This window comes from Pseudomonas anatoliensis (assembly GCF_017976235.1).
In the GTDB taxonomy this organism is placed as follows: Bacteria; Pseudomonadota; Gammaproteobacteria; order Pseudomonadales; family Pseudomonadaceae; genus Aquipseudomonas; species Aquipseudomonas anatoliensis.
In genome coordinates this window covers 12,770-28,658 of record NZ_JACVHC010000010.1, presented here as the reverse complement: position 1 = coordinate 28,658, position 15,889 = coordinate 12,770, and the positions used below count along the sequence as shown (strand labels likewise).

At 58.3% G+C, this 15,889-nt stretch carries 14 protein-coding genes; 9 read left to right on the top strand and 5 right to left on the bottom strand.

The genetic code is table 11. The features are described 5' to 3' along the window. The first annotated feature begins 172 nt into the window (after window positions 1-172). The 3 genes from ICA16_RS26790 (at window position 173) to ICA16_RS26780 (ending at window position 4,405) form a co-directional block, all read left to right on the top strand. A complete protein-coding gene (locus tag ICA16_RS26790) occupies window positions 173-1,852 on the top strand; it encodes an MFS transporter (protein WP_210702048.1) in 1,680 nt (559 codons plus the stop codon). A 145-nt stretch (window positions 1,853-1,997) separates the two neighbouring features. Continuing rightward, the gene (locus tag ICA16_RS26785) at window positions 1,998-4,064 is read left to right on the top strand and encodes a hypothetical protein (protein ID WP_210702047.1); all 2,067 of its coding nucleotides are present in this window, start codon (window positions 1,998-2,000) and stop codon (window positions 4,062-4,064) included. Window positions 4,065-4,186: 122 nt separating this feature from the next. Beyond that, window positions 4,187-4,405, top strand: a complete 219-nt coding sequence (locus tag ICA16_RS26780; protein ID WP_150591635.1) for a hypothetical protein — start codon at window positions 4,187-4,189, stop codon at window positions 4,403-4,405. A gap of 206 nt (window positions 4,406-4,611) precedes the next feature. On the opposite strand, the gene ICA16_RS26775 is transcribed toward ICA16_RS26780, so the two are convergent. From ICA16_RS26775 to ICA16_RS26765, 3 genes are all read right to left on the bottom strand, one after another. Then, window positions 4,612-5,361: a DUF72 domain-containing protein gene (locus tag ICA16_RS26775; protein WP_210702046.1), complete on the bottom strand. Its 750-nt coding sequence runs from the start codon at window positions 5,359-5,361 to the stop codon at window positions 4,612-4,614. Window positions 5,362-5,491: 130 nt separating this feature from the next. Continuing rightward, window positions 5,492-7,279, bottom strand: coding sequence for a thiamine pyrophosphate-requiring protein (locus ICA16_RS26770; protein ID WP_210702045.1), 1,788 nt, complete (start codon window positions 7,277-7,279; stop codon window positions 5,492-5,494). A 214-nt stretch (window positions 7,280-7,493) separates the two neighbouring features. Further along, window positions 7,494-7,769 (bottom strand): DUF2798 domain-containing protein, encoded by a 276-nt coding sequence (locus tag ICA16_RS26765; RefSeq protein WP_210554615.1) that lies wholly within the window; start codon window positions 7,767-7,769, stop codon window positions 7,494-7,496. Window positions 7,770-7,893: 124 nt separating this feature from the next. Here ICA16_RS26765 and ICA16_RS26760 point away from each other — a divergent pair, with 124 nt between their 5' ends. After that, entirely contained in the window at window positions 7,894-8,835 is a 942-nt protein-coding gene (locus tag ICA16_RS26760; protein WP_210702044.1) for a LysR family transcriptional regulator, read from the top strand. A gap of 76 nt (window positions 8,836-8,911) precedes the next feature. Next, window positions 8,912-9,967 (top strand): alpha/beta hydrolase family protein, encoded by a 1,056-nt coding sequence (locus ICA16_RS26755; RefSeq protein ID WP_210702043.1) that lies wholly within the window; start codon window positions 8,912-8,914, stop codon window positions 9,965-9,967. 18 nt (window positions 9,968-9,985) lie between these two features. On the opposite strand, the gene ICA16_RS26750 is transcribed toward ICA16_RS26755, so the two are convergent. Next, window positions 9,986-10,309: a hypothetical protein gene (locus ICA16_RS26750; protein ID WP_210702042.1), complete on the bottom strand. Its 324-nt coding sequence runs from the start codon at window positions 10,307-10,309 to the stop codon at window positions 9,986-9,988. On the opposite strand from ICA16_RS26750, the gene ICA16_RS26745 reads away from it, so the two are divergent. The 4 genes from ICA16_RS26745 (at window position 10,309) to ICA16_RS26730 (ending at window position 15,381) form a co-directional block, all read left to right on the top strand. Next, window positions 10,309-10,725 carry a GFA family protein gene (locus tag ICA16_RS26745; protein ID WP_210702041.1) on the top strand — a complete coding sequence of 139 codons (417 nt, stop codon included), beginning with the start codon at window positions 10,309-10,311 and terminating at the stop codon, window positions 10,723-10,725. The two genes, ICA16_RS26750 and ICA16_RS26745, sit on opposite strands and share 1 nt — an antisense overlap. 60 nt (window positions 10,726-10,785) lie before the next feature. After that, entirely contained in the window at window positions 10,786-11,625 is an 840-nt protein-coding gene (yghU, locus tag ICA16_RS26740; protein WP_210702040.1) for a glutathione-dependent disulfide-bond oxidoreductase, read from the top strand. Between the two features lie 249 nt (window positions 11,626-11,874). Beyond that, window positions 11,875-14,055, top strand: coding sequence for a TonB-dependent siderophore receptor (locus ICA16_RS26735; protein ID WP_210702039.1), 2,181 nt, complete (start codon window positions 11,875-11,877; stop codon window positions 14,053-14,055). A 132-nt stretch (window positions 14,056-14,187) separates the two neighbouring features. After that, window positions 14,188-15,381, top strand: coding sequence for a GAF domain-containing sensor histidine kinase (locus ICA16_RS26730; RefSeq protein WP_150615832.1), 1,194 nt, complete (start codon window positions 14,188-14,190; stop codon window positions 15,379-15,381). 157 nt (window positions 15,382-15,538) lie between these two features. On the opposite strand, the gene ICA16_RS26725 is transcribed toward ICA16_RS26730, so the two are convergent. Continuing rightward, window positions 15,539-15,880: a YajG family lipoprotein gene (locus tag ICA16_RS26725; protein ID WP_150615833.1), complete on the bottom strand. Its 342-nt coding sequence runs from the start codon at window positions 15,878-15,880 to the stop codon at window positions 15,539-15,541. Between the last annotated feature and the right edge of the window lie 9 nt (window positions 15,881-15,889).

The window sequence follows — 15,889 nt, the reverse complement described above, 5'->3', positions numbered from 1 at the left end:
ATATCTGCCAGAAGCTGATTATGCTTCAGGAAACCTCGCACACCGGCGAGGCGGTCAGACTGTGCAGGTTTCACGCGACAGCAATTGCGGCATACGCCACAAGGCCAGGGTGCAATAAAGCGGTATTGGGGGACTCCGGCCTACAAAAAAACAAGCACGACGGAGTACACCCATGGCCACAATCGACACGACATCCTCAGGCAGTCCACCCCGTAGCGGCGACATCACCAAGGAGGAGCGCAAGGTCATCTTCGCTTCGTCCCTGGGCACGGTGTTCGAGTGGTACGACTTTTACCTCTACGGCTCACTGGCCGCGATCATCGCCAAGCACTTTTTTGCCGGCGTCAACGAGACCACTGCGTTCATTTTTGCCCTGCTCGCCTTCGCCGCCGGGTTCGCCGTGCGGCCGTTCGGTGCCATCGTGTTTGGCCGGCTCGGCGACATGATCGGGCGCAAGCACACCTTCCTGATCACCATTGTGATCATGGGTGTGTCCACGGCCATCGTCGGCCTGCTGCCCGGCTACGCAACCATTGGCGTCGCTGCGCCAGTCATCCTGATTACCCTGCGCCTGCTGCAAGGCCTGGCACTGGGCGGTGAGTACGGCGGCGCGGCGACTTACGTGGCCGAACACGCGCCGCCGGGCAGACGTGGTTTCTTCACTTCATGGATTCAAACCACCGCGACCCTGGGCCTGTTCCTGTCGCTGCTGGTGATCCTCGCCTGCCGCACCGCGCTGGGCACCGAAGCGTTCGAAGCCTGGGGCTGGCGGATTCCGTTCCTGCTGTCGATCCTGCTGCTGATCGTTTCGGTGTACATCCGCCTGCAACTGAGCGAGTCGCCGGTGTTCCAGAAGATGAAGGCTGAAGGCAAGGCCTCCAAGGCGCCGCTGACCGAATCCTTCGCGCGCTGGGACAACCTCAAAGTGGTGATCATGTCGCTGCTCGGCGGTACGGCCGGCCAGGCGGTGGTCTGGTACACCGGACAGTTCTATGCGCTGTTTTTCCTGTTGCAGACGCTGAAGATCGACCCGCAAACCGCCAACCTGTTGATCGCCGGATCACTGTTGATCGGCACGCCGTTCTTCGTGATTTTCGGCAGCCTGTCCGACCGTATCGGCCGCAAGCCGATCATCATGGTCGGCTGCATTCTGGCGGCGCTGACCTACTTTCCAATCTTCCATGCGTTGACCCAGTACGGTAACCCCGACGTGTTCATCGCCCAGGAGAAAAACCCGGTCAAGGTGATCGCCAATTCCGATCAGTGCTCGTTCCAGTTCGACCCGGTGGGCAAGGCCAAATTCACCAGTTCCTGCGACCTGGCCAAGACCCTGCTGGCGAAACGGGCGATCCCTTACGAGAACGTCGAGGCCGAGCCCGGCACCGTGGCGCAGGTGCGCATCGGCGACAAAGTCATCGAGAGTTTCGAGGGCAGCACCCTGCCCGCCGCTGACTTCAAGGCGCGTAACGATGCGTTTACCGCCAACCTGAGTGGCGCACTGAAGGAAGCGGGCTACCCGGAGAAAGCCGATCCGGCGAAAACCAATTACCCGATGGTGTTGCTGCTGCTGACCATTCTGGTGATCTACGTGACCATGGTGTACGGCCCGATTGCGGCGTGGCTGGTCGAGCTGTTCCCGACCCGCATCCGCTACACCTCGATGTCGCTGCCCTATCACATCGGCAATGGCTGGTTCGGCGGCTTCCTGCCGACCGTGGCTTTCGCGATGGTCGCGGCCACCGGTGATATCTACTACGGGCTGTGGTATCCGATCGTGATTGCAGTGATGACGGCGATACTCGGTACGTTCTTCCTGCCGGAAACCAAGGATCGCGACATTCTCAAGGACTGATTCTGCCCCCCACGGGAGCCGACGCAGATTCTCGCCTCCTACCGTTCGTCGAAAAACCTTGCGCACCTGTCAGATCTGACAGGTGCGCATTTTTCCCATACAACGTTCAATCACTCCGTCACCTTTCTGAACGGAGTTCCTGATCATGTCCGCCAATGAGTTTCTCGAAAACAGCAGCCACCCTCAGCCTGCCGGCGGTCAAACAAACACAGCTTCGAACGCTGAAGGTGTTCGCGCACTACAGACCCGTAAATCCGGCATCCCCTCCAGCAATACCTCTCTGTTCCCGCGTTTTGACGACGACAACTCATCGCTGGCAATGCGCCCCCTGCTGATAGCCGGCATGGTGCGCCCCTTGGCGGACGGTGATGGCGGCATCAATCTCGATGTAGTCGAGGACAACGACGCCGGCATTTTGTGTGCAATCAATCCGTATATCGGGATGCAGTTGGACGATCAGTATGACGTTCACTGGGGCGCGCAAATCGTGTACTCCGGGAAGGTGCAACCGGACGAAGTCAATAAACAACTGCTGTTTTATCTACCCAAGACAATCGCCCAACCGGGCTGGGTTGAAGAGTGCTATTACCAGCTGACCCGATTCGGCGAAAGCACCCCGGACGACCCTTCTGTGGCGTTGCGATTATTGGTCAAACTCACGCGTCCCGGAGGGCGGGATAAGGCGCCGCATCTGCCGGACGGCCATTCCGAACTGCATCCGGCGCAGTTGCCCAAAGACGTCGTGCAGCAAGGTATTGATGCCGAGTGGGCGAAGAAAGGTGTACCTGTAACCATACCGTTCTACCCGGAAATGGCATTAGGTGACACGATTCTGGTGCATTGGGGGAGCGCCAATAACATTCTTGCACCCCATACCGTGACGCAGGATGAGGTCGATGGGAAAAACCCCATCGTGATCATCGCCGACCAGGCAGCCATCCTGGCCGGGGGAGACAGTGACGCGCTGGTAGTGCGCTATAACATTCACGATGTGGTCTGGAACTGGGCGGTCCGGCATTCGCAATCCAACCGCGTGCGCGTTGATGCCGGTGGCTGGCGCCTGGAGGCGCCCGTGATCAAAGAATCGATCAACGGCATCATTACCATCAAGAATCTGAAGAAAGAGGATGTCACGGTTCAGGTCCATGTGCAGCCCGAGGATTTCACTCTAGGCGACACCGTGACCTTGTCCTTCATCGGCACGCCCGCGGCCGGTAAGCCATTGATACATTCAACGTCGAAAATTGTTGTCAGTATTCCAAGCATTCTGGAATTGAAAGTGCCCTATGCACATATAAGAGCCATCGCCATGGGCCTGGCGGATGCTTCATATGTGTTGAAGAGACAGAATGGCGAGCCACTGCTTTCATCCAAGCGCACCTTCGCCCAGGTAGTGGGTGACGTTTTGATGCTGCCAGAGCCGACCATTCGTGAGCTGTCGGGCAACATTCTGGCGCCAGACGAAGCTCGCGCCACCGTGGGCATCAGTTACCTTGGCATACGCAGCGGCGACGTCATCAACCTGAGGTGGACAGGCACGCGATCCAACGGTACCCCGTATGCGCACCCAGTTGAGCATATCGTCAGCGACAACGACGCCAAGGCAGGGATCGTCACCTTGCATGTCGACAATGAGCACATCAGCGTGCTCAACAATGGCACCCTCGATGTCTCATACCGGGTGTCCAACGACCAAGTGGCGCTCTACGGCGTCAGTGAGTCCGAACCATTGCTGGCCAAGGTCGAGAAAATCCGTGCCACGCTGCCAGTGCCAGTGGTCGAGGAGGCCGATCCGCCGGATATGCTGGATCCGTCCAAAGACCCGGTTCACTTATTGATTGAGGCGCAGACCGCCAAGGATGACATCCTCACTTACTACTGGCGCGCGGATAATCCCCAAGGCAGTACCAGTGACAGGGTGACTATTACGACAGTGATCGAAGGCCAGCCTTTGCGATTCAGGTTGGATAAACAGTTCGTGGCTCCCAACATCGGAACAACAGTGAAGGTGAGTTATGTGTTGCGGCGAGCCTCCACTGGTCGGTATGAGTATTCGGAAACGCTCGATCTGCTGATAGCTGGCCGGGTTTCGCCGACGATCGATTCGGTGGTCGATGCCAAAGGAGTCGAAATCACCGACAACGGCGTCACATTCGACAAAAGCGTCACGGTCAGCGGCAAGGCCAGGCAAGGCCAGATAGGTTCAGATTGAGTCATCTTGCCGCCACCACGTTGCAATATTTCTCCACCTTTGATTCAGCAATCGGCAGAAATATCGAACGCTCTGCTTTGCGACACCTCCAATGTTTACACCAATGAATGGAGGTCAGCGATATGAACAGCAACGACAGCAAAACCCCGAACGCCCCGCCTACTGATACGTCCGGCAAACCGGTAAATGTGGTCGAGCGAGATCTGGCGGACAGGGACGATGACACCAAGGCTGTGGACGAGGTCATCACGCCTTCCTCCACTCGGGTTAAAGAGCAGGATGCTGAAGAGCTGCAGCGCAAAGTCGATGAGATTGAGCGCAAGGTCGCGGACGGGAACTGAGATTTTTGCGGTGTCAGTTGGACTTTCCCCCTCACCCCAACCCTCTCCCTCAGGGAGAGGGGGGAAAGGGAGCCGATCTTCATGCCGTTCAAAACTTCGGCTCGACTCAGCTCTCATGGCTTGAGGTCTTGAAATCAACGCGATCGTTCAGGTCGGTGAAACTCTCGCTATCAACTCAATCAGTCCCCTCTCCCTCTGGGAGAGGGTTAGGGTGAGGGCTTCGACGGCGTCAGGGCCGCGTACTGGTCAAGCTCCTTCGCCAAAGTCAACGCATTGCCGATGGCGGCGCCACTGGTGGTGTTGTCGAAGATGCACCAGACCGCGGCACCTTCGGCACTTGCGATCTGCAACGTCTGCGCAAGCCTTTGCAGATACGGCAAATCGTAGGCGCTATGGTAAATGCGCGGCGAACCGTGCAATCGCCAATACTGAATGCCGGTCCAGCCACCCGGCGACGAGTCACTGCTGATGCGCGAAGGATCGACCGCCGCTTGAGCAATCTGATGGGCGATCAACAACGGCTCGGCAGCAACCCACGATGCGTGGCGCGGTTCAAGCACCACCGCTCCGGCAAAACGCTCGCGCAATGCGCTAAAAAATGCTTCGGCAATGGTTTCATCAAAAGCCAGTGACGGCGGCAACTGCACCAGCAAACAACCGAGGCGATCGCCTAAGCCGTTGCATTGCCCGAGAAACTCATCGAGCGCCGTTTCACTGCCCGCCAGGCGCAGTTCATGGCTGATGTGTTTGGGGATCTTCACTGAAAAGCGAAAGCCGTCTGGCACCGAATCAGCCCAGCGTTGGTAGGTCTGTAGGCGATGCGGGCGATAGAACGAACTGTTGATTTCCACGCTGTTGAATTGCTTTGCATAGCCCTGCAGGTGCGTACCTTCAACCGGGAACGCCGGCCAATGCTCACGCCCCAGACTCCAGCCTGCGCAGCCTATGTAAATCAAATCGATTCCCTCCAGATACTGCGTCGCCCCCGTGTAGGAGCTGCCGCAGGCTGCGATCTTTTGATCTTGAAAAAAAATCAAAAGATCGCAGCCTGCGGCAGCTCCTACAGGGGCCTGGCTGGCCTTCAGGTTACTTTTTGCCGGGAAGCACTGAACTCAATACCTGTTTGGCGGTTTGCACGATAATGCCCGCCTCATCCGGGTCGCCCTTGAGCAACGTCGTGGCAAATTTCTTCGCCTGTTCAAGCTTGATGTGCGGCGGCAATGGCGGCACGTTCGGGTCGGTCTTGAACTCGATCAGCACCGGCACGTCCGAGGCCAGTGCCTGCTCCCAGGCGCCCGCCACGTTTTCTTCGCGGTCGACGAAAATGCCTTTCAGGCCGATGGAAATGGCGAACAAGTGGTATGGCACGTCGGGGATACTCTGCGACGCTTCGAACTTCGGATCGCCCTCCATCACCCGCTGCTCCCACGTGACCTGATTGAGGTCCTCGTTATTGAACACCGCGCAGATCCATTTCGGGCTCGCCCATTGCCGCCAGTATTTGGCGACGGTGATCAGTTCGGCCATGTTGTTCATCTGCATTGCGCCGTCGCCTACCAGTGCGATCACCGAGCGTTCGGGAAAGGCGAATTTTGCGGCAATCGCATAGGGCACCGCGGCGCCCATCGAAGCCAGTCCGCCGGATAGCGAGCATTTCATGCCGCGGCGGATTTTCAAGTCGCGAGCAAACCAGTTGGCGCACGAACCGGAGTCGCTGGTGACGATCGCCTCGTCCGGCAGGCGCGGCGATAACTCGTACACCACCCGCTGCGGATTTATCGGCTTGGCTTTGACCATGGCGCGCTTTTCCAGGGTTTTCTCCCACGTGCCGCGCCACCCTTCGACTTTCTTGCGCCATTTGCCTGAGGTTTTCTGTTCTAGCAGTGGCAGTAACGCGGCCAGTGTTTCTGCCGCGTCACCCTGCAGATTGACTTCCATCGGATAACGCAGGCTGAGCATGTCGGCCTGCAAATCGATCTGCACGCCGCGCGCCTGGCCTTCCTTGGGCAGGAATTCTGAATACGGGAAACCCGAGCCGATCATCAGCAAGGTGTCGCACTCGGTCATCAACTTGTAGCTGGGCTCGGTGCCGAGCAGGCCGATGCTGCCAGTGACCCACGGCAAATCGTCGGGGAGCACGGCCTTGCCGAGCAGTGCTTTGGCGACACCGGCGCCGAGTTTTTCGGCCACGGCGATCACTTCGTCAGTCGCTTCCAGCGCACCAGCGCCTACCAGAATCGCGACCTTTTCCCCGGCATTCAAAACCTCGGCGGCGCGCTGCAAGTCTGCCTCGTAAGGCATGACTTTCGGCTTGCTGTAGCCGACACCGGAATGCGCCGTGCCATGCGCACGGGCCGGTGCCTCGTAGGCCAGATCCTGCAAGTCATTGGGCAGGATGATCGCAGTGACGCGGCGCTCGCCAATCGCCGTGCGCACCGCGCGATCTAGCAAATGGCGGACCTGCGATGGCGCCGATGCCTGCTGCACAAAAGCGCCAGCGACATCCTTGAACATCGACACCAGATCCAGTTCCTGCTGGTAGTGACTGCCCAGCGCGGTGCGCGCCTGCTGACCGACAATCGCCAGTACTGGCATGTGATCCATCCGTGCATCGTAGAGGCCGGTGATCAGATGTGACGCGCCGGGGCCTGAAGTGGCGATGCACACTCCCAGCTCACCCGTGAATTTGGCATGCGCCGAGGCCATGAAAGCGGCCATTTCTTCGTGGCGCGCCTGTATGAATTCGATCTTTCCGTTGGCTCGGTCGAGCGCGCCAAACACGCCATTGATGCCGTCACCCGGATAACCAAAAATCCGTGTGACGCCCCATTGGCTGAGCCGCTCAACCAGAAAATCTCCTACTGTCATCGTCATCGTGTGCCTCGCCTTTCACCGGTGCATGAAGCTTTCCGGCAGCGCATCCGCCGGAAGTTGTAAGGGTCTGGACAGTCGGGTTGGTGGCGAAGTTTCGATTGTTTTTCCCATGAGGCTGAACGACAGAGCCACCCACCCTGTGGCGAGGGAGCTTGCTCCAGCTGGGTCGCGAAGCGGCCCTAACCCCCTGAGTGGGTTCAGGAAAAACGCGACTTCAACGATGCGGATGCACCGTCATCGCCACCAGTTTGATCACGATGGGCCGAACGAAGAGGATGCACAGGAATGCCACCGGCATCGCCAGTTTGTATGCGTGCAGCGCATTACTCAGGTAGTCGTTATCAATTCCGGAATTGGCGGCGGTGATTACCAGCGACATCAGAAACGCCATGATCGTCGCCATGTACAACGCAAACACGTAGGGCGTGGCACGTGCTGACAGCTTGCGGCGGCTGACATACAGGGCGTCGGAGCTTGTTCTTTGATTCATATGGCTTTTGCATCCATTGACAGGGAGCGGGCACCTTAGCAAAGCCGATTGCCCTCAACTAGACGACCAATCGCAGGTACTTTATAAAGCATTACTTACGAATCCTCTTATCGGCAGGCCAAGGATGAATCTGTTAGCGGCGATTGCCAGTTTTATCAAAGTGGTCGAATCGGGCTCCATTGTCGGTGCTGCCAAAATCCTGGGCGTCAGTGCAGCGGCGGTGAGCCAGACGATCAATCGCCTGGAGGCGCATCTCGGCGTGCGCTTGCTGCAACGCACGACGCGAAGCATGGCGCTGACTGAAAACGGCGCGGTGTACTACGAAAAGGTCAAACGCATCGCGGCGGATCTGGAGTCGGCGCAAAGCTCAATCAGTAATGAAGAAACCCAATTGCAGGGGCGACTGAGCATCGCTTCTACCTCTGCATTCGGCCGGCATGTGCTCGCACCACTGATCGCCGGTTTCGCCGCACAGCATCCAAATCTGCTGCTTGAGCTGTCGACCACGGACGGCAAGATCAACCATATCCAGGACGGCATCGATCTGAGCCTGCGGATCAAGCCGCAACTGGAAGAAAGCATTGTCGCGCGCAAGATCGTTTCGCTGCCCTTCATCCTGTGCGCCGCTCCCGCCTATCTCGAACGCGCAGGCGTGCCGCAATCACCGCACGACCTGCAAAACCATGCATGCCTGGCGTTTCGTTATCCCCTGGATGGGCGATTTCTGCGCTGGAGTTTTCTGCGCGACGGCCAGCGTTACGAGGCCAACATCAATGCCACGGCGATCAGCGACGACATCGACGCACTGGCGCAGATGGCAATCAGCGGCGCCGGCATTACGCGTCTGGCGGAGTTCGTGGCGGCGCCTTACATCGCCAGCGGTCAACTGCTGCCGCTGTTCGAAACCCGTCACGGCGCAGAACATGCCGTTGTCGAACCCATGGAGATTTACGCCTGCGTGCAGGAACGCGCGGCGATGACGCCGAAGGTCAAAGCCTTCATGGACTATCTAATCGAACATTTGAAGCTGCGCTGGCCGATGGAACAGGTGTCATCGGGGCGCTAGAAGATACTCGCTGAAACATGCGGACTAAGGCAAAGTCCACATCGCCAATCGAGGCTCATCATGGAAGATAAAAACAATGAAAAAGGCTTTCTGCGCCCTGCTCCTGCTCCTGCTCTGCCTGACCACCCACGCATTCGCTGACGACACGCCTATCGGTTTCCAGCGCTCTACACTGCCTGACGCGGACAACATCCGTCCGTTGGAAATGGTCGTTTGGTACCCTTCTCGTGTAACCACCACTGCCCCCAAGTTGATCGCCGACAATCCGGCTTTTGTCGGTGTTATGTCTGTCGAAAACGCACCACCGGCGGAAGGCGAACACCCATTGGTGGTGCTTTCCCACGGGTATCGCGGCAATTGGACTAACCAGGCATGGCTAGCCAGCGCGCTGGCGCATCAGGGTTACATCGTTGCGGCGGTCAATCATCCCGGCAGCACCACTCATGACCGTAGCCCGCAAGCGGCGGCGCAGTTATGGCAGCGTCCTGCGGACATTGGCCGGGCCATCGATGCGGTGACGGCTCAACCGGCAAAATTTGGTGCAGTCGCGACGCGGCGTATTGCCGTTATCGGTCATTCACTTGGCGGCTGGACTGCAATGGAAATCGCCGGCGCGCGTTTCGACCCGGACCGGTTTGCCCGCGAGTGCAGCGCTCATCAGAAGTTAGCCAGTTGCGGCGTTTACCAAACCATGAATCCCGCAAGCAACCCGGCATCAAAAGCCCGACTTGCCGCCGATTTGCGCGACACGCGCGTCACTGCCGTGGTGGCATTGGACCTGGGTTTGTCACGCGGCTTCACGGATGCCAGCCTTGCAGCGGTGCCGGTGCCGGTGTTGGTGATCGCAGCGGGCGTGCCGTCTGAAGATCTGCCGGCCGAGTTGGAGTCCGCCGACCTGGCCAAGCGTCTGCCGAAAACGTCGAGCCAGTACGTTGAAATTGGCGATGCCAGTCATTTCAGCTTTCTGTCGCTGTGCAAACCGGGGGCGATGGCCATGCTCGAAGAGGACGTGCCCGGTGATGGCATCATCTGCACCGATGGCGAGGGTGGACGTACGCGTGAGGTGATCCAACAACAGGTTATTACGCTGATCAGCGAGTTTCTGCAGGTGAGTCAAGAAACACCCAATTGAACGAGCAAACATTCATCATCAATTCGGAAACACACCACATAGGGCATTTCCCTGATAACCATGAACGATAGGTCCCAAGATCATCAGGGGCCCGCAGGCGTACATGGGCGTTACGAAGGTCTCTCCACTACGCATCTTGCAGACAGGCAACTTCAAGGGGATAGGCACAATAACTGCCCAAAGCGTGACACCGCACCATTCTCGGTAGGTCTCGCCACTGTCCGCTTGTTCGTATTGATATCCCGGTTTACGCGTTGAAACGGAAACCCCGACACAACCAGAGAGCGTCAGTGCGATAACGGCGACAAATGAAATTTTTTTGAGGTGGAACTGACGTCGCATTGCAGGCTTTATCCTTAAAATCCAATCGCCTGGCAGTGTCAGTCGACAACGCCAGCATCCATGTGGGTGAAAGGCCGGGATTCTATCCCCTGAAAGTAAAAGCCACTAGCTGGCCCCAAGACGAAAGACCTGGCAGCGTGCCGAGTGCGGATCTGCAATTGCTGCAAGGCGCCGACGACATCAAGGCCTACCGTTCTTCGGAATCAGTACTGCGCCAATTCTGCTTTCACTGCGGCTCTTCGTTGTTCTGGTCACGCCGCCAGGGCGAATTCGCCGACTGGATTTCGATAGCGCTGGGGACGCTGGATACGCCTTTCACCAGTGATAAACAGAAGCATGTCGAGGTATTGTCCAAAGCATCCTGGTATGACATTCAGGATCACTGGCCACAGCGCCAATCCTCAAGCATTGAATGAAACGACATCTTTCTCTACGGTGTCCCTCTATTCTCAGCCAGCCACGATGAGGTCTGTTTCATGAGCAACACAGTCTACATTCCGCCCAAAGTCTGGAAAAACGCAGCAGCGTCCGGCGGCCAGTTTGCCAGCATCAATCGTCCGATTGCCGGGCCGACGCACGAGAAAACGCTGCCGGTTGGCACGCATCCGCTGCAGCTCTACTCGCTGGCCACGCCCAATGGGGTGAAGGTGACCATCCTGCTCGAGGAGTTGCTGGCGCTGGGCCACAGCGCCGCCGAGTACGATGCGTGGCTGATCCGCATTGGCGAGGGCGATCAGTTCTCCAGCGGATTTGTCGAGATCAATCCCAACTCGAAAATTCCTGCGCTGCTCGACCGCAGTGTCGAGCCACCGATTCGGGTGTTCGAGTCGGGCTCGATCCTGCTGTATCTCGCGGAAAAGTTCGGCGCCTTCCTGCCTGAAGATCCGGCTGGACGCACCGAAACCCTGAACTGGCTATTCTGGCAGATGGGCTCGGCGCCGTATCTGGGCGGCGGGTTCGGACATTTCTATGCCTATGCGCCGGAGAAACTGGAATACCCGATCAATCGGTTCACGATGGAGGCCAAGCGGCAGCTCGATGTGCTCGATCGGCGTCTGGCCGAGAGCCCGTACCTGGCCGGCGACAGCTACACCATCGCCGACATCGCGGTCTGGCCGTGGTACGGCCAACTGGTGCGCAACAATGTTTATTCGGCGGCGGAGTTTCTCGCGGCCCATGAATACACTCACGTGCAGCGCTGGGCAGAGGAGATCGCCAAACGGCCTGCCGTCATCCGTGGACAGCGTGTCAACCGCACGTGGGGCGATGAAGCGAGCCAAGTACCCGAGCGGCATCAGGCTGAAGATTTGAGCTGATACTCGCGCAACGCCCTCCTCTGGTTTAAAAACGGCCGATCAAATCAAATTGATCGGCCGTTTTTTTTAATCCCCACCTTCATCCACTCCCTGGCGATGACTGTTCAGTCATAAGCCAGATGTGAAAAATTTGTTAACTAACTGACTCGTACGGCTTTCTCCGAGGGGATCAATCTGACAGACTAATGCGAATAATTCCTACACGCATATGCATCAGATTCGTTTTAGTATCCTTGGGGAAGCAGATTGATGTCGTTTCATACCCGTTATCGCCGTTCGAACCTTTCGCCTAACTTGTTGGCAATGGCCATTTGCATGGCCGGCGTCGCGCCAGCGCTGGCCGCTGAAGCGACACCTTCTACGCCAGAAAACACCGCGGCGCCCGCCACGCTGGAGCTGGGTGCGACCGAAATCGGCGCCACGCAGATGAGCAGCACAACGGAAGGTTCTGAGTCCTACACCACAGGCCCGATGCAGACCGCGACCAAACTGTCGCTGACCATGCGCGAAACGCCGCAGGCGGTGACCGTCATCACCCGCCAGCGCATGGATGATCAGGGCATGACCAGCATCAACGATGTGGTGCGGGGCACGCCGGGGTTGTTCCTCAATCAATCCAGCGGCCCGGGTCGGCAAAATTACAGCGCCCGCGGTTTCGACATCGACAACATCATGTACGACGGCCTGCCCAGCTCTTACCAGCCGTACACGATGGCAGTGCAGCCGAATCTGGCGATGTTCGACCGGGTTGAAATCGTGCGTGGTGCGACCGGCCTGGTGACCGGTGCCGGCAACCCTTCGGCAGCGATCAACATGGTGCGCAAACGCCCGACGGCAACCCCGCAAGTGACGCTCACCGGTGCAGCCGGCAGTTGGGATGATTACCGCGGCGAGATCGACGCCTCCGGCGCGCTCAACGAAAGCGGCACATTGCGTGGCCGCGTAGTGGGTTCCTATCAGGGCGCCGACAGTTTCCGCGACAAAGAGCAAAATGATCACGGTCTGTTCTACGCCATCGGTGAAGCCGACCTCAGCGACGCCACGACGGCGACGCTGGGCTTCTCTCGGCAAAATGAGCAGACCAACTATTTCTGGGGCGGCTTGCCGATCGGCACCAACGGCCACCACCTCGACCTGCCCCGCTCCACCTACCCGGGCACGGATTGGGAAAACAAGAAACTGCAGATCGACACCGTTTTCGGTGACATCGAGCATCGCTTCGACAACGACTGGAAACTGCATGTAGCCGGCTCCTCCTCAACGCTGAACGGCGAATTCTCTGGTTCGTACCTGTCGCGTTACGCCGGCCCGCTGGAAACCACGGCCTATCAATCGCACCATACCGACAAGCAGCACGCTTTCGACGGCTTTGCCAGCGGCCCGTTCGAGGCCTTCGGCCGCACCCACGAGCTGGTCGTCGGCGCCAGCAATCGCGTCTACGATGCGACTACCAAGGAATATGATCCCTACACCACGGCCTGGCCGATCGGTGCACCCAAGCCCAACTTCGTGCGTGATGGCAAGACGCGCAGCGTCACCACTCAGGATGCGGTTTACCTGACCACCCGTTTGAGCCTCGCTGATCCGCTGACGCTGATCCTCGGCAGCCGTCTGGACTGGTATGACTACGATGACCGCACCACCGACGGCGACTATAAAATCACCCGCAACCTGACGCGTTATGCCGGTCTGATCTACAAGCTTGATGACCACCATTCCGTTTATGCCAGCTATACCGACATCTTCACCCCACAAACCAGCAAAGACCTCTCCGGCAAAGTGCTGGAGCCCATCGTCGGCGAGAACTACGAGGTCGGCATCAAGGGTGAATATTTCAACGGCGCGCTCAACGCCAGCCTGGCCGTGTTTCAGATGGACCAGACCGGCCGCTCGACCACGGCGGACAACCAGTTGGGTTGCCCGGTGATGACCTGCTATGACGCGTCCGGCAAAGTGCGCAGCCAAGGCATCGACATGGAACTGCAAGGCGCGCTGACCGAAAACTGGCAGCTCGGCGCTGGCTACACTTACACCCGCGCGCATTACATCAAGGACGAAAACCCGGCCAACAACAATCAGAAATTCGACAGCGACACGCCTGAGCACTTGTTCAAGGTCTCGACGATGTATCGCCTGCAAGGCCCACTGGAAAAACTCCGCGTCGGTGGCAGCGTTTACTGGCAGAGCCGTATGTATAACGACATCGCACTCGCCAATGGCAGCAGCTATCGTCTCGAACAGGGCAGCTACGCGACCGCCGACCTGATGGCCGGTTACGAAGTCAGCAAACACCTCGACCTGCAGGTCAACGCGAACAACATCTTCGACCGCGTTTACTACTCCGCCATCGGCAGTAACGTCACCTGGGGTTCCAACGACAACTACGGCACTCCGCGCAGCTACATGCTGACGGCCAAATACAAGTTCTGAGTCGTGTAACCCTCACCTCGGCACACGCAAGGGCGCCTGGACAAGCCATGGCGCCCTTTTTTCGGACGGGCCAATTAGCCATGACTGGCAATAAGAGATAGTCTTTCGACGACATTATTTCGAAGCGCCGCCATGACCAACCCTGAGTTCACATCAGACATTGAAGCCATACGCAGCATTGATGCGGTGCCTGTCATCCTGAGCATGGTCAAGCACATCACCGGCATGCGTTTCGCGGCGGTGGCCCGGGTTACCGAAAAAAACTGGGTGGCGTGCGCGGTCGACGACTCGATCGATTTCGGCCTCAAACCCGGCGGTGAACTGGTCCTCGAATCGACCATTTGCCACGAGATCCGCCAGCATAAACAGCCTGTCATCTTCGGCCATGCCAGCCTGCATCCGCTCTTTTCAGTGCATCACACGCCGAGAACCTATGGGCTGGAGAGCTACATCTCCATCCCTATCGTCAAAGCCAATGGAGACTTTTTTGGCACGCTGTGTGCGATCGACTCCGTCCCGGCCAATCTCGACGAACCGGCCATCGCCAAGACGCTGACGCTGTTCGCGCAACTGATCGCCATGAGCCTCGACACGCAAACGCGTCTGCACGCCGCCAAAGCCGAACTGGACAGTGCCAATGAGATGGGCCGGCTGCGCGAGCAGTTCATCGCGGTCTTGGGGCATGATCTGCGCACACCGCTGAGCGCCATTCGCATGAGTGCCGATTTGCTCGAAACCAAAACCCAGGACAAGCGTTCGCTCAATTTCATCGCGGCGATCCGCACCAGTTCTGTACGCATGGGTGTGCTGATAGAAAACATCCTCGACTTTGCCCGCGGACGCCTCGGCGGCGGCATTCCAGTGCAGCGAAAACTGGTAGACGACTTGCAGCGCACGCTGCGGATGACGCTTGAAGAGATTCAGGTGTCCCATCCGCAGGCAACGTTCATTCATACGCTGGATGTGCCGACAGGTGTTTATTGCGATGCGTTGCGCATCAGCCAGATGCTCTCCAATCTGCTGGGCAATGCGGTCACCCATGGTTCAACCAGTGAACCGATCATCCTCAACGCCTGGGCCGAAAACGACGAGATTGTGATCTCGCTGACCAACCAGGGCACACCGATTGCGCCGCAGTTGATGCCGCTGCTGTTCGAGCCCTTCTCCCGCTCCGAAGCCGGGCAGCGCTGCGAAGGACTGGGCCTGGGCCTTTACATCGCTTCGCAGATTGCGACGGCACATAACGGCAGCTTGAGCGTCACCTCAGACCGCGAATCGGGAACCTGTTTTGTCGCGAGATTCCCGGCGCAATTCAAATGGGTTTGAGCCCGTGGCCCCCGAACATGCCGGAAAAAATCGACGCGACTCGCCCCCTCAAAATCCGAGCAAAAAAAACCCCGCAACCCAATCAAGGGGCGGGGCAAAAAATTGGTTGGTTGCGGCCAACCAAAGGAGCTCTGTCAGATACGGTTAACGGGCGCAGTCAGATGCAGTCCTGGGCTGCCCTTTCAAAACTTGATGGCAGGAAGTTCGAGGCCAGCAGGTGGCGCTCGTAAAGGAACACCTTGCCGCCGCTGCCAGCCTTGTAGGCTTCCAGCACGTTGTCCGCCGAAACCTTGCTCGGCACCACGATCCGGTAACTGCGCTGGGTCTGCGAGACGGTCGGGTTCAGCGCAATGCCCTGCAACTTGGGCACGACGCAATCGGCGTATTGCGCAGGCGTCTTGCGGGTCTGCAAAGTCAGGGTCGGGTCGTTCGGTGCAGAGGCGCAGCCGGCCAGCAGCACGGAAGCGACAGCCATGGCAGAAACAGATAAAGGACGCATCGGTGTAAT